This is a genomic window from Streptomyces sp. NPDC049954 (assembly GCF_040656295.1).
Taxonomy (GTDB): Bacteria; Actinomycetota; Actinomycetes; order Streptomycetales; family Streptomycetaceae; genus Streptomyces.
Window position 1 is genome coordinate 49,073 of the sequence record NZ_JBFALS010000021.1, and the last position, 22,002, is coordinate 71,074.

18 protein-coding genes and 1 pseudogene are annotated in these 22,002 nt (G+C 70.4%); 18 read left to right on the plus strand and 1 reads right to left on the minus strand.

What is annotated here, in order from left to right:
* Window positions 1-406: 406 nt before the first annotated feature.
* The 6 genes from AB0J21_RS31475 (at window position 407) to ftsH (ending at window position 11,515) form a co-directional block, all read left to right on the plus strand.
* On the plus strand, window positions 407-1,921 hold the full coding sequence (locus AB0J21_RS31475) for a hypothetical protein (protein WP_363149570.1): 1,515 nt from the start codon (window positions 407-409) through the stop codon (window positions 1,919-1,921).
* A 424-nt stretch (window positions 1,922-2,345) separates the two neighbouring features.
* Complete coding sequence (locus tag AB0J21_RS31480) at window positions 2,346-3,701, plus strand: ammonium transporter (RefSeq protein ID WP_363149571.1); 1,356 nt, start codon at window positions 2,346-2,348, stop codon at window positions 3,699-3,701.
* Window positions 3,698-4,036: a P-II family nitrogen regulator gene (locus AB0J21_RS31485; protein ID WP_121406203.1), complete on the plus strand. Its 339-nt coding sequence runs from the start codon at window positions 3,698-3,700 to the stop codon at window positions 4,034-4,036. The genes AB0J21_RS31480 and AB0J21_RS31485 overlap by 4 nt, the downstream gene beginning before the upstream one ends.
* 322 nt (window positions 4,037-4,358) lie before the next feature.
* Entirely contained in the window at window positions 4,359-7,016 is a 2,658-nt protein-coding gene (locus AB0J21_RS31490) for a [protein-PII] uridylyltransferase (RefSeq protein ID WP_363149572.1), read from the plus strand.
* A gap of 500 nt (window positions 7,017-7,516) precedes the next feature.
* Window positions 7,517-9,073: a signal recognition particle protein gene (gene ffh, locus AB0J21_RS31495; RefSeq protein WP_363149573.1), complete on the plus strand. Its 1,557-nt coding sequence runs from the start codon at window positions 7,517-7,519 to the stop codon at window positions 9,071-9,073.
* A gap of 519 nt (window positions 9,074-9,592) precedes the next feature.
* Entirely contained in the window at window positions 9,593-11,515 is a 1,923-nt protein-coding gene (ftsH, locus tag AB0J21_RS31500) for an ATP-dependent zinc metalloprotease FtsH (protein ID WP_363149574.1), read from the plus strand.
* Window positions 11,516-11,692: 177 nt separating this feature from the next.
* On the opposite strand, the gene AB0J21_RS31505 is transcribed toward ftsH, so the two are convergent.
* Window positions 11,693-12,685 (minus strand): SAM-dependent methyltransferase, encoded by a 993-nt coding sequence (locus AB0J21_RS31505; RefSeq protein ID WP_363149575.1) that lies wholly within the window; start codon window positions 12,683-12,685, stop codon window positions 11,693-11,695.
* A gap of 660 nt (window positions 12,686-13,345) precedes the next feature.
* On the opposite strand from AB0J21_RS31505, the gene AB0J21_RS31510 reads away from it, so the two are divergent.
* The 12 genes and pseudogenes from AB0J21_RS31510 (at window position 13,346) to AB0J21_RS31565 (ending at window position 21,780) form a co-directional block, all read left to right on the plus strand.
* On the plus strand, window positions 13,346-13,942 hold the full coding sequence (locus tag AB0J21_RS31510) for a hypothetical protein (protein WP_363149576.1): 597 nt from the start codon (window positions 13,346-13,348) through the stop codon (window positions 13,940-13,942).
* Window positions 13,943-14,438: 496 nt separating this feature from the next.
* Entirely contained in the window at window positions 14,439-14,867 is a 429-nt protein-coding gene (rpsP, locus tag AB0J21_RS31515) for a 30S ribosomal protein S16 (RefSeq protein ID WP_363149577.1), read from the plus strand.
* A 2-nt stretch (window positions 14,868-14,869) separates the two neighbouring features.
* Window positions 14,870-15,109: an RNA-binding protein gene (locus AB0J21_RS31520; RefSeq protein WP_077969807.1), complete on the plus strand. Its 240-nt coding sequence runs from the start codon at window positions 14,870-14,872 to the stop codon at window positions 15,107-15,109.
* A gap of 196 nt (window positions 15,110-15,305) precedes the next feature.
* Entirely contained in the window at window positions 15,306-15,968 is a 663-nt protein-coding gene (rimM, locus tag AB0J21_RS31525; protein ID WP_363149578.1) for a ribosome maturation factor RimM, read from the plus strand.
* Window positions 15,965-16,801, plus strand: a complete 837-nt coding sequence (gene trmD / locus AB0J21_RS31530; protein WP_363149579.1) for a tRNA (guanosine(37)-N1)-methyltransferase TrmD — start codon at window positions 15,965-15,967, stop codon at window positions 16,799-16,801. Before rimM ends, trmD begins: the two co-directional genes overlap by 4 nt.
* Window positions 16,802-16,930: 129 nt before the next feature.
* Window positions 16,931-17,281, plus strand: a complete 351-nt coding sequence (gene rplS / locus AB0J21_RS31535; RefSeq protein WP_363149580.1) for a 50S ribosomal protein L19 — start codon at window positions 16,931-16,933, stop codon at window positions 17,279-17,281.
* 90 nt (window positions 17,282-17,371) lie between these two features.
* Window positions 17,372-18,067, plus strand: coding sequence for a signal peptidase I (lepB, locus tag AB0J21_RS31540; protein ID WP_363149581.1), 696 nt, complete (start codon window positions 17,372-17,374; stop codon window positions 18,065-18,067).
* Window positions 18,060-19,016: pseudogene (gene lepB / locus AB0J21_RS31545) on the plus strand (signal peptidase I); the annotation flags it as partial. The gene lepB (AB0J21_RS31540) and the pseudogene lepB (AB0J21_RS31545), both read left to right, overlap by 8 nt.
* Before the next feature lie 4 nt (window positions 19,017-19,020).
* On the plus strand, window positions 19,021-19,959 hold the full coding sequence (lepB, locus tag AB0J21_RS31550; RefSeq protein ID WP_363149582.1) for a signal peptidase I: 939 nt from the start codon (window positions 19,021-19,023) through the stop codon (window positions 19,957-19,959).
* A gap of 98 nt (window positions 19,960-20,057) precedes the next feature.
* Window positions 20,058-20,804: a signal peptidase I gene (gene lepB, locus AB0J21_RS31555; protein ID WP_363149583.1), complete on the plus strand. Its 747-nt coding sequence runs from the start codon at window positions 20,058-20,060 to the stop codon at window positions 20,802-20,804.
* Between the two features lie 73 nt (window positions 20,805-20,877).
* Window positions 20,878-21,417, plus strand: coding sequence for an NUDIX hydrolase (locus tag AB0J21_RS31560; protein WP_363149607.1), 540 nt, complete (start codon window positions 20,878-20,880; stop codon window positions 21,415-21,417).
* A gap of 54 nt (window positions 21,418-21,471) precedes the next feature.
* Window positions 21,472-21,780: a DUF2469 domain-containing protein gene (locus AB0J21_RS31565; protein WP_043444228.1), complete on the plus strand. Its 309-nt coding sequence runs from the start codon at window positions 21,472-21,474 to the stop codon at window positions 21,778-21,780.
* Window positions 21,781-22,002: the final 222 nt, after the last annotated feature.

The following is a 22,002-nucleotide window of genomic DNA, read 5'->3' on the forward strand; positions in this document are numbered from 1 at the left end:
ACGCTTACCGGGCACCTCGGGTTACGAACCGGATCGGCGCGGTGACGCTGTGCTCGCTCTTGTCTCGGTACGAAGGGGTTGCGTACGGTCCCTCGTGCGCCCCAACACGCTTCCGCGCGCCGGTCCCTCGCTGGCTTGGATCAGTCAATCGCGTGAAGAGCAGGGTGAGTTCGAGCGCAGGGGTGGCGAATGGTGGCGATTGGCCGGTGCGGCTCGCCGCGAAGGGGTGCGGCGTCCTACCTTCACTGGGCAGACTCTCGGTGACGCGTCCCCACCCACCGGATCCTCAGGTTGTGACGGATCGGTGGGCAGGGCCGCGTCCCCGTCTCGGCGGTACGCGGACGCGCGTCCCGAGGCGAGTCGGCGTACGGCGACGACGGAGAGCATCAGGGATGGGGGCGTGCTCATGGCCGGAAACGGTGAGTTCGGCGAACCCGACAGCGGTACGGGTACCGGAGCGGGCGACAAGCGTCCCAACGCCCTGCTGGAGTCGTGGTTCCTGCGCAGCGGCTGGTCCAAGGGGGAGCTGGCCCGCCAGGTGAACCGCAGGGCGCGGCAACTGGGCGCAGTCCACATCTCCACGGACACGTCGAGAGTGCGACGCTGGCTCGACGGCGAGCAGCCGCGCGAGCCCATTCCGCGGCTGCTGTCCGAGCTGTTCTCGGAGCGTTTCGGTTGCGCCGTCAGCGTCGAGGACCTCGGTCTGCGCTCCCTGCACCAGTCGCCCTCCACGGCAGGCGTGGACCTGCCCTGGACGGCGCCGCAGACCGTCGCGCTCATGAGCGAGTTCTCGCGCAGCGACCTCATGCTCGCCCGGCGGGGATTCCTCGGTGGTTCGCTCGCCCTCACGGCCGGCCCCGCCCTGGTGGAGCCCATGCAGCGCTGGCTCCAGCCCATGCACGGTGAACCGCTCACCACGCTGGAGCAGTCCACTTCCCCGCGCCGTACGGGGCACCGTCTGTCGCGCCCCGAGCTGGAACTGCTGGAGTCCACCACGGTCATGTTCCGCAAATGGGACGCCCAGTGCGGAGGAGGGCTGCGCCGCAAGGCGGTTGTCGGCCAGTTGCACGAGGTCACCGACCTCCTCCAGGAACCGCAGACCGAGGACACCGGCCGCCGCCTCTTCCGGGTCGCCGCGGAACTGGCCGAGCTGGCCGGCTGGATGAGCTACGACGTCGGGCTCCAGCCGACGGCGCAGAAGTACTTCGTCCTGGCCCTGCACGCCGCCAAGGAGGCCGACGACAAGCCGCTGGGCTCCTACGTCCTGTCCAACATGGCCCGCCAGATGATCCACCTGGGCCGCCCGGACGACGCCCTGGAACTCATCCACCTCGCCCAGTACGGAAGCCGCCACGCCTCGACCGCGCGTACTCAGGCCATGCTGTATGCGATGGAAGCCCGCTCCTACGCCAACCTGGGCCAGGCGGGCAAGTGCAAACGGGCGGTCCGCATGGCAGAGGACACCTTCGCCGACGCCCACGAGTCGATGGACGGTGACGCGCCCGACCCCGACTGGATCACGTTCTTCTCGGAGGCCGAGCTGTACGCCGAGAACGGGCACTCCTTCCGCGACCTGGCATATGCCGCGGGGCGCAACGTCGCGTACGCCGGTCTCGCGGAGCCCGCGATCGGCCGCGCCGTGGAGCTGTTCGGCCGGGATCTCGAACATCACCGCTCGTACGCGCTTAACCTCATCGGACTCGCGACGGTGCACCTTCTCAAGAGGGAACCCGAACGGGGCGCGGCGGCGGCGAGCGAGGCCATCGGCATCGCGAAGAAGGTCCGCTCGGAGCGGCTCAACACCAGGCTCCGCAAGACCGTGGACAGCGCCGTACGCGAGTACGGCACCGTCACCGAGGTGATCGAGCTGGGCAACGAGCTGGCGACCCGACTGCCGGAAGCCGCGCAGGCATCCACCTGACTGCCCGCCCGCCCCGTGCCGCACCGTCGGGCCCCCTACGCCCCGTTTGCTCCCACGGACGAGGGGAGCGCCGTCGTCGGTCCCCGGCCGTCCGCTGCCCCGGAACGCAGACCGCGCTCCGGGGCACACCCGCGTCTCCGCCCCCGGCCGCGTCGCGGCAGGTATACCGCGCGACCGCGGCTCCCGGCCCCGTGGGCGGCCGCATCGCTGCTGCCGTAGGTTGCGCAACGATAACGACCACACCGGCCGACATCCGGCAGTTCATGGACGCGTAACACGCACCAAGTCTTCGTCACGACGGTGAAACACCGAGGGGCATCCACCGAAACCGCGCTGCGACAACCTCATGGCGCATAACCGGCCCACCCCTCACGACCGCACTGGTTTCGCCCGCACGGGCCGCACCGACGACGAGGAGACGCAGATGCCCCCAGGCATCACGCTCGCCGCAGACGCTCCCCAGCTGTCTGCCGCGAACACGGGATTCATGCTCATCTGTTCCGCCCTGGTCATGCTGATGACCCCGGCGCTGGCCTTCTTCTACGGAGGCATGGTCCGCGTCAAGAGCACGCTCAACATGCTGATGATGAGCTTCATCAGCCTCGGGATCGTCACGATCCTGTGGGTGCTCTACGGCTTCAGCCTGGCCTTCGGCACGGACAAGGGAAGCGTCATCGGCTGGAACGGCGACTTCGTCGGGCTCAGCGGAATCGGCGTCGTGCAGCTCTGGGACGGTTACACGATCCCGGTCTACGTCTTCGCCGTCTTCCAGCTGATGTTCGCGATTCTGACGCCCGCGCTGATCAGCGGCGCCCTGGCTGATCGCGTCAAGTTCACCGCCTGGGCGCTGTTCATCGCCCTGTGGGTGACGATTGTGTACTTCCCCGTGGCCCACTGGGTCTGGGGCTCCGGTGGCTGGGCGTACGACCTCGGGGTGATCGACTTCGCCGGTGGTACGGCCGTCCACATCAACGCGGGCGCCGCGGCGCTCGGTGTCATCCTCGTCATCGGCAAGCGGGTCGGCTTCAAGAAGGACCCGATGCGGCCCCACAACCTGCCGCTCGTCATGCTCGGCGCCGCCCTCCTGTGGTTCGGCTGGTTCGGCTTCAACGCCGGCTCCTGGCTCGGCAACGACGACGGCGTGGGCGCCGTGATGTTCCTCAACACGCAGGTCGCCACCGGTGCGGCGATGCTCGCCTGGCTCATCTACGAGAAGATCCGCCACGGCGCCTTCACGACCCTCGGCGCGGCGTCCGGCGCTGTGGCGGGCCTCGTCGCGATCACACCTTCGGGCGGCGCGGTCAGCCCTCTCGGTGCCATCGCCGTCGGCGCCATCGCCGGGGTCCTGTGCGCCATGGCCGTCGGCCTCAAGTTCAAGTTCGGCTACGACGACTCGCTCGACGTCGTCGGAGTCCACCTCGTCGGCGGTGTCGTCGGCTCGCTGCTCGTCGGCCTCTTCGCCACCGGCGGCGTCCAGTCCGATGCCAAGGGCCTGTTCTACGGCGGCGGGCTCGACCAGCTCGGCAAGCAGGCCGCAGGCGTCTTCGGGGTCCTCGCGTACTCTCTGGTCGTCTCCGCGATCCTCGCCCTCATCATCGACAAGACGATGGGGATGCGGGTCAGCGAGGACATCGAGGTCTCCGGCATCGACCAGGTCGAGCACGCCGAGACCGCGTACGACTACAGCGGCGCCGGCGGCGGCTCCCTGCCCCGTAGCAGCACCCTTCCCACCTCTGACGCCGCGGTGGGTCCGGCGACGAACAAGAAGGTGGACGCATGAAGCTCATCACCGCGGTCGTCAAGCCGCACCGGCTCGACGAGATCAAGGAGGCGCTCCAGGCCTTCGGTGTCCACGGCCTGACCGTCACCGAAGCCAGCGGCTACGGGCGCCAGCGCGGCCACACCGAGGTCTACCGGGGCGCCGAGTACACCGTGGACCTCGTCCCGAAGATCCGGATCGAGGTCCTGGTCGAGGACGACGACGCGGAACAGCTGATCGACGTCGTGGTAAAGGCCGCCCGCACCGGCAAGATCGGCGACGGCAAGGTCTGGAGCCTGCCGGTCGACACCGCGGTGCGGGTCAGGACCGGAGAACGCGGCCCGGACGCCCTCTGACCCCGTGCTCGCCGCCCCGTCCCCCGCCCCGTACGCCGCACAGGCGCACCGGGACGGGGGACGGGGCCATACGGCGTGACCAGGGCGCCGGCAAACGCGGGGCGCGCGGCATCCCGGTGGCCCGCCGAGCACGGAGCCGCCGCACGAGACGCGCCCACCCGGTGCACGCCGCCCCACCATCCACCTCCCAACCTCACGACGGACGACGCCACACCACCTAGAAGAGATCCCCGCACGAGCGGGGCGGCCACGGACACGAGATCCCGTGGCGGACGACGACACTCCTCGCCCGGTGCGAGGGGACAGCCCCAGGAGCTGCCCGGTGACGAGCCTCGACCCACGCCACGACACCGACGACCCGGGACCCAGCGGCTATGCCGCGGCACGCCTGAGCCTCCTTCAGCAGGAGGCGATCACCGGCGCCGCACGACGCCGCGCCCTGTCCGAACTCACCGACGACTGGCTGACCGGCCTCTTCGACGCCGCCTCCCGCGACGTACCGGGCGCCGCCCTCGTCGCGGTCGGCGGCTACGGGCGCGGCGAACTCTCCCCGCGCAGCGATCTCGACCTGCTGCTGCTCCACGACGGCCGCGCCGACCCGGGCGCCGTCGCAGCCCTGGCCGACCGCATCTGGTACCCCGTGTGGGACCTCGGGCTCGACCTCGACCACTCCGTACGCACCCTTGACGAGGCGCGCAAGACAGCGGGGGACGACCTCAAGGTCCACCTCGGTCTCCTCGACGCCCGACACGTCGCCGGTGACCTCGGACTCACCACCGGCCTGCGCTCCACCGTCCTCGCCGACTGGCGCAACCAGGCCCCCAAACGCCTGCCCGAACTCCGCGACCTGTGCGCCGCACGCGCCGAACGCCAGGGCGAGCTGCAGTTCCTGCTCGAACCCGACCTCAAGGAAGCGCGCGGCGGTCTGCGTGACGTCACCGCCCTGCGCGCCGTCGCCGCCTCCTGGCTCGCCGACGCGCCGCGCGCCGGACTCACCGATGCCCGTCGCCGACTCCTCGACGTCCGCGACGCCCTGCACCTCGCGACGGGACGGGCCACCGACCGCCTCGCCCTCCAGGAACAGGACCAGGTCGCCGCAGCCCTCGGCCTTCTCGACGCCGACACCCTCCTGCGCCAGGTCTACGAGTCGGCGCGCACCATCGCCTACGCCGGCGACGTCACGTGGCGCGAGGTGAGCCGCGTCCTGAAGGCGCGCTCCGTCCGGCCCCGACTGCGCGCCATGCTCGGCGGCGGCAAGCCGGCGCCGGAGCGCAACCCGCTCGCCGAGGGAGTCGTCGAGCAGGACGGCGAGGCCGTCCTCGCCCGCGCCGCCCGGCCCGAACGCGACCCCGTCCTGCCACTGCGGGCCGCCGCGGCCGCGGCTCAGGCCGGTCTGCCCCTTTCGCTGCACGCCGTGCGCCGTCTCGCGGCCGCGACGGTGCCGCTGCCCACTCCATGGCCCGCCGAGGCCCGGGAGCAGCTCGTGACACTTCTCGGCGCCGGCCGTCCCACCGTCGACGTGTGGGAGGCGCTGGAAGCCGAGGGGCTCGTCACCCGGCTCCTCCCCGACTGGGAGCGCGTCCGCTGCCGTCCGCAGCGCAACGCCGTGCACACATGGACCGTCGATCGTCACCTCGTCGAGACGGCGGTGCGCGCCGCCGCACTGACCCGCCGGGTGGCACGTCCCGACCTCCTGCTGGTCGCCGCGCTCCTGCACGACCTCGGCAAGGGATGGCCGGGCGACCACTCGGTGGCCGGCGAGATCATCGTGCGCGACGTCGCCGCCCGGATCGGCTTCGACCGCGCCGACGTCGCGACTCTCGCCTCCGTCGTACGCCATCACCTGCTCCTCGTCGAGACGGCCACCCGGCGTGATCTGGACGACCCGGCGACGGTGCGCGCCGTGGCCGACGCCGTGCGCGACCTGCCGACACTGGAACTCCTGCACGCGCTCACCGAGGCCGACGCGCTCGCCACGGGCCCGGCCGCGTGGTCCGCCTGGCGTGCGTCGCTCGTCGACGACCTCGCCCGACGCGTCGCCTCACTGCTCTCGGGTGAGGCTCCCGCGGACCCCGAACCGGCCGCCCTCACCGCCGAACAGGAACGTCTCGCGGTCGAGGCGTTCCGAACCGCCGGTCCGGTGCTCACCCTTCACGCCCGCCCGGAGAGCAGGACGGTGCCGGACGCCGCAGGGGGCGGATCTCAGCAGACTGAGCCTGCGAAGACCGGAGAAGACAGCGCCGACGACGGGGCCGGGGAGCCGGTGGGTGTCGAACTGCTCGTCGCCGTCCCGTACCAGCCCGGTGTCCTTCCCGCTGTCGCCGGTGTACTCGCCATGCACCGCCTCACGGTGCGTACCGCGGAGTTCCGCAGCACCGCGCTTCCTGAGGGCGTCCACGTCGGCGGTGCTCGAACGGATGGAGCGCAGGCCCACGGCGCGGGGGGCGGCGAGGCGGATACCGGAGGTGGTCAGTCCGATGGTGACGTCGGGGAGGGGGCCGGACCGGCGGGCCGACCGGGGCGGGCAGCCGCGAGCCCGGACGAGGGTCCCGGCAGCATCCTTGTACTGGACTGGCGCGTGGCCGCGGAGTACGGGGCGCTGCCCCAGGCAGCCAGGCTCCGTGCCGACCTCGTCCGTGCCCTCGACGGGAACCTGGACATCCGCGGCCGGCTGGCGGAACGCGACGCGGCCTACCCTCGGAGGCGGGGGCTGGCGGCGCCCCCGCCCCGCGTACATGTCGCCCCAGCGGCATCCCGGCACGCGACGGTCATCGAGGTACGGGCCCAGGACGCCCCCGGGCTGCTGCACCGTCTGGCGCGCGGCCTGGAGACGGCCGGGGCGCGGGTGCGCAGCGCCCACGTCAGCACCCTCGGTGCCAACGTCGTCGACGCGTTCTACGTGACCGGTTCCGACGGCGGTCCTCTGGCTCCGGCCGAGGCCGTGGCCCTGGCCGAGGAACTGGAGAAGTCGCTCCGGTGATCCGCAAAGGGAAGGGATCAGGCGGCAAGCGGTGGGCGGCAGCCGGTGGGCGGGCGGGACAGGGACCCGGACAGCGTGCGCGCACGGGGCGAGGTGGCCGGGCTGAGGAAGCGGCGGCCATTCGGGGCTCCGTCCCGCGCTGCGGTGGCCTTCGCTCCGTGGCATATGCCACGGAGCGAAGCGAGGTTCTGAGCCTCCCCGCCTGCCCCGTGGCATATTCCACGAGGCCGGAGCTCTCCCGCCCCGCTGAATATGCCACGGGGGAGGAGGGCTGAGACCGTGCACCTCCCCGCTCCGCGGCATGGAGGTGCCCGCCGCCGATCCCCGCACCCCCCGAGGGCGCGTAGGCTCCGTACGTCTCGTATGACCTGTGCGTCTCGTACGCCCCGTGCGTCACCTGTCACCGGCTTGTTCGGACGGCCAAGGGCTTTGTTCCGGCCGAGGCGGATACCCTAGACAACGATCCACTCTGCCCCCGACCCCGAGGACCGACGAGCGCCGTGTTCGATACCCTCTCCGATCGCCTCTCAGCGACCTTCAAGAGCCTCCGCGGCAAGGGGCGTCTGTCCGAGGCGGACATCGATGCCACCGCGCGGGAAATCCGCATCGCGCTCCTCGAGGCGGACGTCGCGCTTCCGGTCGTGCGGGCCTTCATCAAGAAGGTGAAGGAGCGCGCTTTCGGTGAAGAGGTCTCCAAGGCCCTCAACCCCGCGCAGCAAGTCGTCAAGATCGTCAACGAGGAGCTGGTGGGCATCCTCGGTGGCGAAACGCGGCGACTGCGGTTCGCCAAGCAGCCGCCCACCGTCATCATGCTGGCCGGCCTCCAGGGCGCCGGTAAGACGACCCTCGCGGGCAAGCTGGGGCGCTGGCTCCAGGGGCAGGGTCACTCCCCACTGCTGGTCGCCTGCGACCTTCAGCGCCCGAACGCCGTCAACCAGCTCTCGGTCGTGGCCGAGCGGGCCGGTGTGGGCATCTACGCCCCGCAGCCGGGCAACGGGGTGGGCGACCCCGTCCAGGTCGCGCAGGACTCCATCGACCACGCGCGGAACAAGCAGTACGACGTCGTGATCGTCGACACCGCAGGCCGCCTCGGTATCGACGAGGAACTCATGCGGCAGGCCGCGGACATTCGCGACGCCGTGCACCCCGACGAGATCCTCTTCGTCGTCGACGCCATGATCGGCCAGGACGCGGTCAACACCGCCGAGGCGTTCCGCGACGGTGTCGGCTTCGACGGCGTCGTCCTCTCCAAGCTCGACGGCGACGCGCGTGGCGGTGCCGCCCTGTCGATCGCGCACGTGACCGGCAAGCAGATCATGTTCGCCTCCAACGGCGAGAAGCTGGACGACTTCGACGCGTTCCACCCGGACCGTATGGCGTCCCGCATCCTCGACATGGGCGACATGCTCACCCTGATCGAGCAGGCCGAGCGGACCTTCAGCCAGCAAGAGGCCGAAGACATGGCCCGCAAGCTCCAGAAGGGGCCGAAGGAGTTCACGCTGGACGACTTCCTGGCCCAGATGGAGCAGGTCAGGAAGATGGGATCGATCTCCAAGCTGCTCGGCATGCTGCCGGGCATGGGGCAGATCAAGGACCAGATCAACAACCTCGACGAGCGCGACGTCGACCGCACCGCCGCGATCATCAAGTCGATGACTCCGGCGGAGCGCCAGGACCCCACGATCATCAACGGCTCACGCCGCGCTCGCATCGCCAAGGGGTCCGGCGTCGAGGTGAGCGCCGTGAAGAACCTTGTGGAGCGCTTCTTCGACGCCCGCAAGATGATGTCCCGCATGGCCCAGGGCGGCGGCATGCCCGGGATGCCGGGTATGCCGGGCATGGGTGGAGGACCCGGCCGGCAGAAGAAGCAGCAGAAGCAGGCCAAGGGCAAGCGCAAGAGCGGAAACCCGATGAAGCGCAAAGCTGAGGAACAGGCGGCCGCCGCCCGCCGCGCCCAAGGCGGCGCCGCCGGCCAGGATGACCCCTTCGGTCTTCCGGGCGGACAGCCGGGCAAGGACTTCGAGCTCCCCGAGGAATTCAAGAAGTTCATGGGCTGACCGCCTGGGCCGCCGGTTACGGTCGGCCAGTCGGCCAGTCGGCCAGTCGGCCAGTCGGCCAGTCGGCCAGTCGGCCAGTCGGCCAGTCGTCGGCAGACGGGCGCCAGGAGCCAGTTGCTGCGCGCACCGACCAACCGTCTGCTCGGCCGTCAAACGGACGCGCTCGCGTAGGTAAGGGGCACTCTCCCATCGAGAGTGCCCCTTACTCATGCCCTCAGCGCGCCGTATACAACTGCTGTGGACGCTTCGCTGTCGGTGTCGGCTGTCGGCTGTCGGCCACGCATATGCCACGGGGCGGCGACGTGGTGCCTGGAGATGCGGAGCTCGTTCGAGCTGACAGCGTCGGCACTCCCGCGCCCAGCTGCGCCCCGTCGCATATGCCACGGAGCGCTAAGTGCGGCGCTCGTGTCGCGCCCCCTGTCCGGCGGCGGCCAGGAAGCTGCTCGGCGTTCCCTCCATTAATGTCCGATTCAAGGCAAGTGATGATGGAAGGTTCGTGCCGGTGGCGAAGGAGCACGCGTGAGCAATCCCGTCCCCCCGCGCGACCGGACGGACCAGCCGTGGCGTTCGGAAGGGGCGCCGCCGCCCCCGCCTCCCAAAAGAAAGCCGCCCTGGGTACGCATCATCATCGCGGCGCTGATCGTGTACCTCCTGACGAACCTCGTCCTCTCCCTGGTCAACCGGGACGATGACACGACTGTCTCGTACACGGAGTTCAGCAAGCAGGTCGCGGACAACAACGTCTCGAAGATCTACTCCAAGGGCGACGCGATCCAGGGCGAGCTCAAGAAGGAGCGGCCTCGTCCCAAGGACAGCGACGGGGACGGCGACTACAAGAAGTTCACCACCCAGCGTCCGGCCTTCGCCGACGACAAGCTGTGGGCCGACCTGGAGAAGCACAAGGTCACGGTCACCGCTCAGCCGGTCGTTCAGGAACGCAGCCTTCTCACCAACCTGCTGATCTCGCTCGCTCCAATGATTCTGATCATCGTCCTGTGGCTGTTCATCGCACGCCGTATGAGTTCCGGTCTCGGCGGAGCGGGCGGCATGCTCGGCCGCAAGACGCCGCCCAAACCCATCGAGATGGAGGGGCGCAAGCGCACCACCTTCGCGGATGTCGCGGGTATCGACGAGGTGGAGGGGGAGCTCAACGACGTCGTCGACTTCCTGAAGCACCCGGACTCCTACCGCGAGATGGGCGCGAAGATGCCGCGCGGTGTCCTGCTGACGGGGCCGCCGGGTACCGGCAAGACGCTTCTGGCCCGGGCCGTCGCCGGTGAGGCTGACGTGCCCTTCTTCTCCGCCTCGGCGTCCGAGTTCATCGAGATGATCGTCGGTGTGGGTGCGAGCCGGGTGCGCGAGCTGTTCGCCGAGGCGAGAAAAGTCGCCCCGTCCATCATCTTCATCGACGAGATCGACACCATCGGGCGCGCACGGGGCGGCGGCTCGGGCATGGGCGGCCACGACGAGCGCGAGCAGACGCTCAACCAGATCCTCACCGAGATGGACGGTTTCTCCGGGGCCGAGGGCGTGGTCGTGATCGCCGCGACCAACCGGGCCGATGTCCTCGACCCCGCCCTCACCCGGCCTGGACGGTTCGACCGGACTGTCACCGTCAGCCCTCCGGACAGGGACGGGCGCGAGGCCATCCTGCGGATTCACACCCGTGGCATTCCGCTGGCGCCCGATGTCGACCTGGCCCAGGTCGCGAGGACGACGCCCGGCATGACGGGTGCCGACCTCGCCAACCTCGCCAACGAGGCCGCCCTGCTGGCCGTCAAGCGCCGGCAGAAGCAGGTGACGGCCTCCGATCTGTCGGGAGCGCTCGAAAAGGTCCAGCTCGGTGCCGAGCGTGCCCTGGTGATGCCCGGCGAGGAGCGCAGAAGAACCGCCTACCACGAGAGCGGTCACGCCCTGCTCGGGATGCTCCAGCCGGGCGCGGACCCGGTGCGGAAGATCACCATCGTGCCGCGCGGCCGCGCTCTCGGAGTCACTCTCTCCACGCCGGACGCCGACAAGTACGCTTACACGGAGGACTACCTCCGGGGCCGCATCATCGGAGCGCTGGGCGGTATGGCCGCCGAGCACGTGGTGTTCGGCGTGATCACCACGGGGGCGGAGAACGACCTGGAGCAGGTCACCAACCTCGCCCGGGGCATGGTCGGCCGTTGGGGCATGAGTGAGCGGGTCGGCAGGCTGTCGGCCCTCCCGAACGACGCCCAACAGCCCTACGGCCTCTCCGCCGCTCCGACGACCCTCGACGCGATCGACGAGGAGATGCGCCGCATCGTCGACGAGTGCTACGAGAGCGCGGTGCGGCAACTGCGGGAACACCGCCCTCAGCTGGACGCTCTGGCGGGCGCGTTGCTGGAGAACGAGACGCTGGACGAGGCGGACGCCTACCGGGCGGCCGGCATCCCCAGGATGGCGAAGACGGACTGAGCCGGGCGGCGAGGAGACCAGGGCGTCAACCTGGCGGCACATTCACTACGCCGATCGGGTGAGTTCGGAAGGGTGATACACCGCAGTGGCATTCTCTCCGTCCGCCGCGTCCCAACGGCAGACGGCGCAAGGGACCCGGTGGGCGCGCGGCAGGGTGTCCGCCCACCGGCGCTCGACTCAGGGCCTCGTGGCGATGACGTAGCGGAACACGTTGGGCATCCACACGGTGCCGTCGAGGCGCGTGTACGGGTGCAGCGCCTCCCGGAGTTCTTTGCGCACCTGTCCGGAGTCCGTCGCCTCGACGGCGGCGTCGAACAGCCCCGTGGAGAGCAGTCCGCGCACGGCGCTGTCGCCGTCCGCGTAGCCGAACGGGCAGGCCACTCGCCCTGAGCCCTCCAGCCGCAGGCCGACGCGGAACGCCAGGGCCTCCAGGTCGTCGCGACGTTCCGGGCGCCATCCCCGGCCCGCTCCCAGTTCCCCTGGCCCGAAGGGCAGCGAGGCGTCGGCGTCCGTCAGACGGGTGGCGACCCGCAACACGGCAGAAGCGGCGCAGCGCTCCGGTGGCCCCCAGCCGGCCAGAACGACGTTGCCGCCGCGCGCCGTCAGCGGCACGGCGGAGGCCAGCAGACCGGTCAGCTCCTCGTAGTCACCCGCGGTGGCGCCTGCGGGCTGAAACGCGGTCACCACGGTGTACGGGGGTGCGGAGGTGCCCGCGGCGTCCGCCGGGCCGCCTTCCAGCAGGCGCGGGGACTCCGCGTCAGGGGACGGGGCGCATTCAGGCACCCCTGGCGTCGGACGCGCCACCCGGGAGGAAGGGGCTCCGTGATCGGGTGATGCGGCGCCGACGGTGCCGGGCACTGTCGTCCGGGGGGCTCGCTCACCGAGGAGACGTTCCCGGGCCAGGGCGAGGCGCTCCGGTGGGCCCCCGTCCACTCCGGTGACCGCCGCGCCGCGCCGCGCCGCCAGCAGGAGGGCCAGCCCCGATCCGCAGCCGAGCCCGAGAAGCCGGGCCCCCGGGCCGACCTCCACACGGTCGTACACCGCCTCGTACAGCGGGACCAGCATCCGTTCCTGGATCTCCGCCCAGTCACGTGCCGCGCGCGCCTGCGCCTCCGTAGAAGGCGCGTCGCCCTGTCGAGGACGGTGTTTCCGCACGAGCGTAGATGTCATTGACGACACTCCAATCGGCCGAGAGATGGATGGTGCCCTGGTGTCCGACCCCTGCGGATGTCCGCCCCGTGCGTTGGTGCTCGTTCTCCCCGTATGCCAGATAACTCCGCCCGCGCCGCGGCGTCCAGGGGAGGCGGGGGGCTTGTCGTCCGGTGCAGGCGTGCCACCTCTGTGCGCCCCCGTGCTCCTACGACCAGTCCCGGTACTCGGGCGGCGCCGGTCGATTCGAGCCACCCGTGGACGGCCGTATCGCGTCCCCGGGGTGGACGTGCTCCAGCGAACACCCGGACGGGACGGGGCGCGGTACGCGGCCCCGGAGGCAACAACCGGGGTGATGCCTGGAACCGGTGCGGGCGGGAGTAACGTCCCACCAATCAACGGAACGCTCCGCACCCCTCAGCGGGTCTGTCCTGCACACCGGGCGCCCGAGGCAGACGACGCGGGGCCTCGCGCCTCGTGGGCGGGACATCGGAACGGGGCGGTGACCGGTGCCGTACGTAGCGTCGCTACGTACCGGCTTGGTGTGAGCTGTGAGCCTTCTCCGCAGATCGACGCACCCGCCCTCGTCCGGACGCATCAAGGGCAACTGACGGGTACGAGCAAAATATTTGGGATGCCCCGGAATAGGAACACGGCGACATCCCGGCTCGTTGTCACGACGTGAGCACGACACCACCTGTTCTCGCCGCAGAGCTGGCGCAGGCGTGGGCCGATATTCAGCGGTACCACCCCGAGCTGCCCGATCTTGCCGCGCCCGAGTCCCTGATCGGAGAGTCGTCGTCCGCCTGCGGACACGCGCTCTCCTTCGAACGACTGCTCCATGAGGCAGTCCATGGCATTGCCGCCGCCCGTGGTGTCCGCGACACCTCACGGGCCGGCCGCTACCACAACCGCAGATTCCTGACGATCGCCGAGGAACTGGGTCTGGACCACCCCGAGGAGCCACATCCGAGCAGCGGCTTCTCGCTGGTCACGCTCAACCCCGAGGCGAAGAGACGTTATCGGGCCACGACCGAACGCCTGCAGCGTGCCCTCAAGGCGCACTCGGCGGCGACGTCCACCGATTCGGCGCGCAGTTTCCGCGGGCCGGCCGCCCGGCACGGCTCCTCCGGCGGGGGAGTCCGGGTCAAGGCGGTGTGCGACTGCGGTCGCAACGTCCGGGTCGTTCCGTCCGTCCTCGCGCAGGCTCCGATCATGTGCGGCGGTTGCGGCAAGCCGTTCCGGATTCCGGAGGCAGCCGTGCCGGCGATGACCTGAACGCCTCGCCACCGCCTGTCCTTCCGCCCTCCGCCTGCGCGTCTGCGTGCTGTGCGCGGCGTGGCCCGGCAGGGGCGGGGCGGCACACGCCCTTGACGGTGCACGCCCCGGCGGCGCGGCACGTCCAGTGTTCCTTCCCCGGACGTGCCACGCCGCCGGACCGTGCGCGCCTCGGTCTCCTGCCTCCTGCCCCGTCCCGGCACGGTCCCGCCCCGGGGGTACGGGGCGGCGCCGACGGGGTCGAAGGGCCTGATCCTCCGCTCGCGACGTACCGCTGCGTGCCCGTTCGTACGGGGCGCGCCCCGTACCGGAGACGGACCGCGACCCACGGGTTCGGGAGCGTCGCCACCTGTGGCAGAATGGACAGCTGTACTCGACAGCCGCACAGGACCCCTCTCTCCTCCGGCTGACGCGTCCCGCGGGCCCCTTGGATTCCGCAACCCCACGCGGCATCACTTGGTGCCCCACCACGTCAAGACCAGGAGACACCACTTCCGTGGCAGTCAAGATCAAGCTGAAGCGTCTGGGCAAGATCCGCGCGCCTCACTACCGCATCGTCGTCGCCGACTCCCGTACCCGCCGTGACGGCCGGGCCATCGAGGAGATCGGCCTGTACCACCCGGTGCAGAACCCGTCGCGCATCGAGGTCGACGCCGACCGCGTGGCCTACTGGCTGGGTGTCGGCGCGCAGCCGACCGAGCCCGTGCTCGCGATCCTGAAGAAGACCGGCGACTGGCAGAAGTACAAGGGCGAGCCCGCCCCGGCGCCGCTGCTCCAGCCGGAGCCGAAGGCCGACCACAGTGGTCTCTTCGAGGCCGCCGCCAAGAAGGCCGGCGACGAGTCGCAGGGTGAGGCCATCACCCCGAAGGCGAAGAAGGCCGACAAGAAGGACGAGGCCGACTCGTCCGAGTCGACCGAGGCCTGAGCATGCTCGACGAGGCTCTCGAACACCTCGTGAAGGGCATCGTCGACAACCCCGACGATGTGCAGGTTGCCGAGCGCACCCTGCGCCGCGGGCGTGTGCTGGAGGTCCGGGTGCACCCCGACGACCTCGGCAAGGTGATCGGCCGCAACGGCCGCACCGCGCGCGCTCTGCGTACCGTCGTGGGCGCCATCGGTGGCCGCGGTATCCGCGTCGACCTCGTCGACGTGGATCAGGTTCGCTGAACGAATCACAGCACCGGCTCGGGCCGGGGCAGGCTCTCGGGCCCGCCCCGGCCCGTAGTCGTCCCCGCAGCCGTGCCCGGCGCGGGGGCCACGAGCCATCGGGTCCCCGTCCGGGCCCCGTCACCGGGCGGACGTCCGACACGGCGCGCCCCGGGTCCCTGGAACGTACGAGACGCAGGACTGGAGAACAGGCACAGTGCAGCTGGTAGTCGCGCGGATCGGCCGCGCCCACGGCATCAAGGGCGAGGTCACCGTCGAGGTGCGGACCGACGAGCCGGAGCTGAGGCTCGGTCCCGGCGCCGTCCTGGCCACTGATCCGGCCTCGGCCGGCCCCCTGACCATCGCGACGGGCCGGGTGCACAGCGGCCGGCTGCTGCTGCGCTTCGAGGGCGTCAAGGACCGCACCGGGGCCGAGGCGCTGCGGAACACCCTCCTCATCGCCGAGGTCGATCCGGAGGAACTTCCCGAGGATCCCGACGAGTACTACGACCACCAGCTCATGGACCTGGACGTGGTCACGGAGGACGGTACGGAGATCGGCCGGATCACCGAGATCTCGCATCTGCCCTCCCAGGACCTGTTCATCGTGGAACGCCCCGACGGCACGGAGATCATGGTCCCCTTCGTGGAGGAGATCGTGAGCGAGATCGACCTGGAGGAGCAGCGGGCCGTCATCACCCCGCCGCCCGGTCTGATCAACCCCGACGAGGCGGAGGTCGCTTCCACCCGCGACGCCGCGTCGGCCCGCTCGGGGGCCCCGTCGGACGAGGACGCCGCGCCACCGTCCCCCGCGGCTGACGACGAGACCGGCGTCGACACCGCGCGGGACGCGTACGGAGCACCGGAGGGCGAGCGATGACGGGGCGCGGCCTTCGGGTCGACGCGGTCACGATCTTCCCGGAATACCTCGACCCGCTGAACGTCTCCCTCGTAGGCAAGGCCCGGGCCCGGGGGCAGCTCGACGTACACGTCCACGACCTGCGGGCCTGGACGTACGACCGCCACAACACCGTCGACGACACCCCCTACGGCGGTGGTCCCGGCATGGTCATGAAGACCGAGCCCTGGGGCGAGGCCCTCGACACCGTGCTCGCCGACGGGTACGAGGCCGGAGCCCGCGAGCCCGTCCTGGTGGTCCCGACGCCGAGTGGGCGGCCCTTCACCCAGCAGCTCGCCGTGGAACTCAGCGAGCGCCCCTGGCTGATCTTCACGCCCGCACGCTACGAAGGCATCGATCGCCGGGTCACCGAGGAGTACGCGACGCGCCTCCCGGTCCACGAGGTCTCCATCGGCGACTACGTACTCGCCGGCGGTGAGGCCGCCGTACTCGTCATCACCGAGGCGGTCGCCCGGCTGCTCCCCGGAGTGCTCGGCAACGCCGAGTCGCACCGCGACGACTCCTTCGCACCCGGAGCCATGGCGGACCTGCTGGAGGGCCCCGTCTACACCAAACCGCCCGCCTGGCGCGGGCGGGAGATCCCCGACGTCCTGCTCAGTGGCCACCACGTCAAGATCGCCAGGTGGCGGCGTGACGAGGCGCTGCGCCGTACCGTCGCGCACCGTCCGGACCTCATCACGCGCTGCGACCCCGCGGCGTTCGACAAGAAGGACCGGGAGATGCTCTCCATCCTGGGCTGGCAACCCGGCCCCGACGGGCGATTTGGGCCCAGCGCCTCCGACGTGGAAGAATAAGCCGCTGCCGTCCGTCCGGTGTGCGCCCCTGCCACAGGGGGAACGACGTCCGCCCGACGAGAACAGCACCCTTCACTCATCACCATGTTCCGCTGATGACCTGTGGCATCAGCGAGGAAGCAGACACACATGTCCAACCTGCTCGACTCCGTCGACGCCGCGTCGCTGCGCAGCGACCTCCCGGCGTTCCGCCCGGGCGACACCGTCAACGTCCACGTGCGCGTCATCGAGGGCAACCGCTCCCGTGTGCAGCAATTCAAGGGCGTTGTCATCCGCCGGCAGGGCTCCGGCGTCCGCGAGACCTTCACGGTCCGCAAGGTCTCCTTCTCCGTCGGCGTGGAGCGCACCTTCCCCGTGCACACCCCGATCGTCGAGAAGATCGAGCTGGTGACCCGCGGTGACGTCCGTCGCGCCAAGCTCTACTACCTGCGCGATCTGCGCGGCAAGGCCGCGAAGATCAAGGAGAAGCGCGACAGGTGATCGCGTCGGCCCCGTGGCATATGCCACGGGGCCACTTCCGGGCCACGGCCCGGAGGGGTCCACAGGCAGGGCGGATAGCATCTGCCCACGATGGACACCGAAGCACAGCACACGGAGCGCGACCGCTCCTCCGCACCTGGTCCGGGCACTGATCCCGCGGCCGAGGGGGCGGAGGAGCGGTCGCGCTCTCGTCTGTCCTGGCTGCCCGGCGGCGGCTACACGTTCACGGTCCTTCTCGCCGTCCTCGCCCTGCTGGCGGTCAACCGCTTCGTCGCCCAGCCCTTCGAGATCCCCAGCACCTCGATGGAGCCGGCCCTCCACGTCGGAGACCGTGTCGTCGTCAACAAGTTGGCGTACCGTTTCGGTGGCGCACCGCGCCGTGGCGACGTCGTGGTGTTCGACGGCGCCGGCTACTTCGGCGACGGCGACTACATCAAGCGCGTCGTGGGGATCGGGGGCGATCGGGTGGTGTGCTGCGGCAAGGACGGCAGGCTCAGGATCAACGGGCGGCCCGTCAGCGAACCGTTCCTCCACTCGAAGGACGCTCCCTCCGAGGTTCCGTTCGACCTCGTGGTCCCGAGCGGTCGTCTCTTCCTGCTCGGCGACCACCGCAGCGACTCCCGCGACTCCCGTGACCACCTCGGTTCGCCGGGCGGCGGGATGGTGCCCTTCTCCTCGGTGATCGGCCGTGCGGAGACCGTCGTCTGGCCGCTGAGCCGGTGGGGAGGGCTCGGACGCGACAGGACGTACGAGGACGTCCCGGCCCCCGGCCACGGGCATGGGTAGGCGGGGCAGAGACTCAAGCGGTGTCCCGAGGGAGTCCCCGGCAGGGCCTGACTCCTCGCCCCCCGTGCCGCGGCCGGGCAGGGCGGAACTGCGCCGGCTCGCCCGGCGTGTCCGGCGCCGCAGGCGGCGCACCGCACTGCGTGAGATACCACTCCTCGTCGGCGTGGCGGTGCTCATCGCCCTCGTACTGAAGACGTTCCTGGTGCAGGCCTTCGTCATTCCGTCAGGCTCGATGGAACAGACGATCCGGGTCGGGGACAGGGTGCTGGTGGACAGACTCACCCCCTGGTTCGGGGCCCGGCCGCACCGTGGCGACGTCGTCGTCTTCAAGGACCCGGGGGGCTGGCTCGGCGCCGACGGGGTGCCCCGCAAGCCCGACGCGGGTGCCCTGCGTGCCGTCAAGAAGGGGCTGACGGCCATCGGGCTGCTTCCGTCCGACAACGAGCACGATCTCATCAAACGGGTCATCGCGGTCGGCGGCGACCACGTCGCGTGCTGCGACTCCCGGGGACGCGTCGCCGTCAACGGCACCCCGGTGGACGAGCCCTACGTACATCCCGGCAACAAGCCCTCGGCCGTCCCCTTCGAGGTGCGGGTGCCTGCGGGACGGCTGTTCGTCATGGGGGACCACCGCGCCAATTCCGGCGACTCCCGCTTCCACCGGGACTCGCGAAACCGCGGCACCGTCTCCGAGGACTCCGTGGTGGGACGCGCCGTCGTGATCGCCTGGCCGCTGGGGCACTGGGCGACGTTGGGACAGCGGGCGGCGTACGCGCACGTGGCCGACGCGCCCATCGGGGCGGCGTCGGGGCCCGACGGCTCGCATAAGGTGGCACCTCAGAAGCCGAAGGCGACAGCTGTGCTCCCGATCCCTGCGGAACTCCCGCTCGTTATGGGAGTGGTGGGCCTGCACCACGCACGATGCAGGCGGCGACACGAAGTGAGGAGTTGATGTGGGGGACGTGGCGGTGGGCGCTCGGTCCGGACACGAGGGACCCGAGGAGCCGGAGGACGGTGTGAGGCGCGGAGGCGATCACATCGGCGCAGAGACGGGGCTTGACGCCGTGGATTCCGAGAGCGACACCTCGGCGCCCACGGGGCACGGAAGGAGCACCAAGCCCAAGAAGCCGCGGCCGTTCTGGAAGGAACTCCCGCTGCTGGTCATCATCGCTCTGGCACTCGCACTGGTCATCAAGACCTTCCTGGTCCAGGCGTTCTCGATCCCCTCGGGCTCGATGGAGAACACCCTCAAGGTGAGCGACCGGGTCCTGGTCGACAAACTGACCCCGTGGTTCGGCTCGAAGCCCGACCGCGGCGAGGTCGTCGTCTTCAAGGACCCGAGCGGGTGGCTGGCCGCCGAGCCGACGCCCAAGGCCAACGTGGTCCAGAAGGGGCTGAGCTTCATCGGCCTCATGCCTTCCGCCGATGAGAAGGACCTCATCAAGAGGGTCATCGGCGTCGGGGGTGACACGGTCGAGTGCAAGGGCGACGGCCCTCTCCGTGTCAACGGCAAGCCGCTCGACGAGCCGTACGTGTTCCCCGGCAACACCCCCTGCACGGTCGACGAGACGGGCGGCCAGTTCAAGGTGAAGGTGCCGGAAGGCAAACTTTGGGTCATGGGTGACCACCGGCAGGCGTCCGCCGACTCCCGTTACCACCAGAACGACCGCAACGGCGGCTTCGTCCCGGTGGACAACGTCATCGGCCGTGCCTTCGTCGTGGCCTGGCCGCCGCAGCGCTGGTCCACGCTGCCGGTGCCCGACACCTTCCACCGGTCCGGCATCAACGCCGCGGCGAGCATGTCGGGGCCTGCCGCGCTCGGCCTGGTCGGCGCCGTACCTCTCGTACTGTGGCGCAGGCGCAGGGTTTCTGCCGCACGTACCGACGGGTAGGGTGCGCTCCCAGATCGGCGATCCCCGGCCGTGACCTCGCCCCGTACCCGCGACGTCCCGGCCACGTGGTCGCTCCGTCCGACCTGGGGACCACAGCCATGAGCGCACCACACCGCACGGCCGAGGGCCGCGGCCGCATCGGACACCTCCTGTCCGGTGCGGCCGTGGCCCTCGGCTGCGTCCTCTTCCTCGGAGGCTTCGCCTGGGGCGCGTGGGAGTACCGCCCGTACACGGTTCCCACGCCCTCCATGACGCCCACCATCGACCCCGGGGACCGCGTGTTGGGTCAGCGCATATCGGGGGACGAGGTGCGACGGGGCGACGTCGTGGTGTTCACGGACAAGGCATGGGGGAGCGATCCCCTCGTGAAGCGCGTCGTGGCCGTCGGCGGCGACACCGTGGCCTGCTGCACGAACGGGCACCTGACCGTGAACGGCAGGCAGATTGACGAGCCCTACCTCCCGACCGACGCCGCGGGGCAGGGCACCGCCGTACCGAGGACGACAGTGCCCGCCGGGCGCCTCTTCCTGCTGGGCGACGAACGGGCCGGCTCCCTGGACTCGACCGCGCACCTCCAGGACGTCGCACGGGGGTCTGTGCCGCGCTCGGCGGTGCAAGCGCGGGTCGACGCAGTGGCCTGGCCCATGGAGGGCATGCTGCAGAAGCCCTCCGGGTTCGCTGCCCTGCCCGGCGGGATCTCCTCGCCCGGACCACTGCGGGTCATCGTGGTCGCCATCGTGGCCGGCGTCGTGCTCATCTTCTGTGGCGCGGCGTACGGACCACTCGCACGACGACGCGCTCTGCGCCGTGCCACGCGACCGGAGGGGGCTACTACCCGTGCCTGACGAGGACTCCTCGCAGCAGTCCGCGCGGAACGGCGCACCGTCGGGCAGTGGGGTGGTCTCGACGTCGCGCGGGGTGACGGGCTCGCAGCCGGACGCGCATGCCCCGGCTGCCCCCGCCGACAGCGGCAGCGCGCACCCACGCAGAGTCGCCCGGGTGGTGCTTCTCGACCCCGAGGACCGGATTCTGCTGCTGCACGGGCACGAACCGGACCATCCCGAGGACGACTGGTGGTTCACACCCGGAGGTGGCCTGGAAGGACAGGAGACCCGGCAGGAGGCCGCACTGCGGGAACTGGCCGAGGAGACAGGAATCACACAGGTGGTACTGGGGCCGCTCCTGTGGCGGCGTACCTGCTCGTTTCCGTTCGCCGGCCGCCGCTGGGACCAGGACGAGTGGTACTTCCTCGCCCGTACCGCGCAGACCCGAACCGCTCCCACGGCGCTGACGGAACTGGAACGGCGCAGTGTGGCGGGAGCGCGGTGGTGGACCTGCGAAGAACTCGGCAGGGCACATGAGACGGTGTATCCGACCAAGCTCGCCGGGCTGCTGCGCAGGCTGCTCGACGAGGGGCCTCCCGAGCAGCCGGAGATCCTCGACACAGAAATCGTCTAGAGGCTCCCCTGGCAGGCGCACAATGGGGGGACGCACGGCTGAAGGGGAACCGCCATGAGCGCCGAGGACCTCGAGAAGTACGAGACCGAGATGGAGCTGAAGCTCTACCGGGAGTACCGCGACGTCGTCGGCCTGTTCAAATTCGTGATCGAGACCGAGCGGCGTTTCTACCTGACGAACGACTACGAGATGCAGGTCCACTCGGTGCAGGGCGAAGTCTTCTTCGAGGTGTCGATGGCTGATGCGTGGGTCTGGGACATGTATCGCCCCGCCAGGTTCGTCAAGCAGGTCAGAGTACTCACGTTCAAGGACGTGAACATCGAGGAACTCAACAAGAGCGACCTCGAACTGCCCGGCGGTTGAACAGCCTGAGGAGTGTGCGGGCGGAGAGGAACCTGCGCCGTGCCGTGCGGGCACTGGGCCGGGCCGCGCAGCGCGCTGAGGCCGTGCCCTTCGCCTCGCCCGTCAGGAGCCGATGCGTCCCGTCGGCGGAGAAGTCGCGAACTCACTCGTACGGGTGAGGCGCGTTCTGTCTACTGGCGAGTAATCCACAGTTTCGCTCCATGATCCACTTTCGCGGAGCCG

What these genes read in the sequence shown, in the direction of transcription:
- AB0J21_RS31475 (WP_363149570.1), top strand. Translation starts at nt 407, where the DNA reads ATGGCCGGAAACGGTGAGTTCGGCGAACCCGACAGCGGTACGGGTACC.
- AB0J21_RS31480 (WP_363149571.1), top strand. Translation starts at nt 2,346, where the DNA reads ATGCCCCCAGGCATCACGCTCGCCGCAGACGCTCCCCAGCTGTCTGCC.
- AB0J21_RS31485 (WP_121406203.1), top strand. Translation starts at nt 3,698, where the DNA reads ATGAAGCTCATCACCGCGGTCGTCAAGCCGCACCGGCTCGACGAGATC.
- AB0J21_RS31505 (WP_363149575.1), bottom strand. Translation starts at nt 12,685, where the DNA reads ATGACATCTACGCTCGTGCGGAAACACCGTCCTCGACAGGGCGACGCG.
- AB0J21_RS31520 (WP_077969807.1), top strand. Translation starts at nt 14,870, where the DNA reads ATGCTCGACGAGGCTCTCGAACACCTCGTGAAGGGCATCGTCGACAAC.
- trmD (WP_363149579.1), top strand. Translation starts at nt 15,965, where the DNA reads ATGACGGGGCGCGGCCTTCGGGTCGACGCGGTCACGATCTTCCCGGAA.
- rplS (WP_363149580.1), top strand. Translation starts at nt 16,931, where the DNA reads ATGTCCAACCTGCTCGACTCCGTCGACGCCGCGTCGCTGCGCAGCGAC.
- lepB (WP_363149581.1), top strand. Translation starts at nt 17,372, where the DNA reads ATGGACACCGAAGCACAGCACACGGAGCGCGACCGCTCCTCCGCACCT.
- lepB (WP_363149583.1), top strand. Translation starts at nt 20,058, where the DNA reads ATGAGCGCACCACACCGCACGGCCGAGGGCCGCGGCCGCATCGGACAC.
- AB0J21_RS31565 (WP_043444228.1), top strand. Translation starts at nt 21,472, where the DNA reads ATGAGCGCCGAGGACCTCGAGAAGTACGAGACCGAGATGGAGCTGAAG.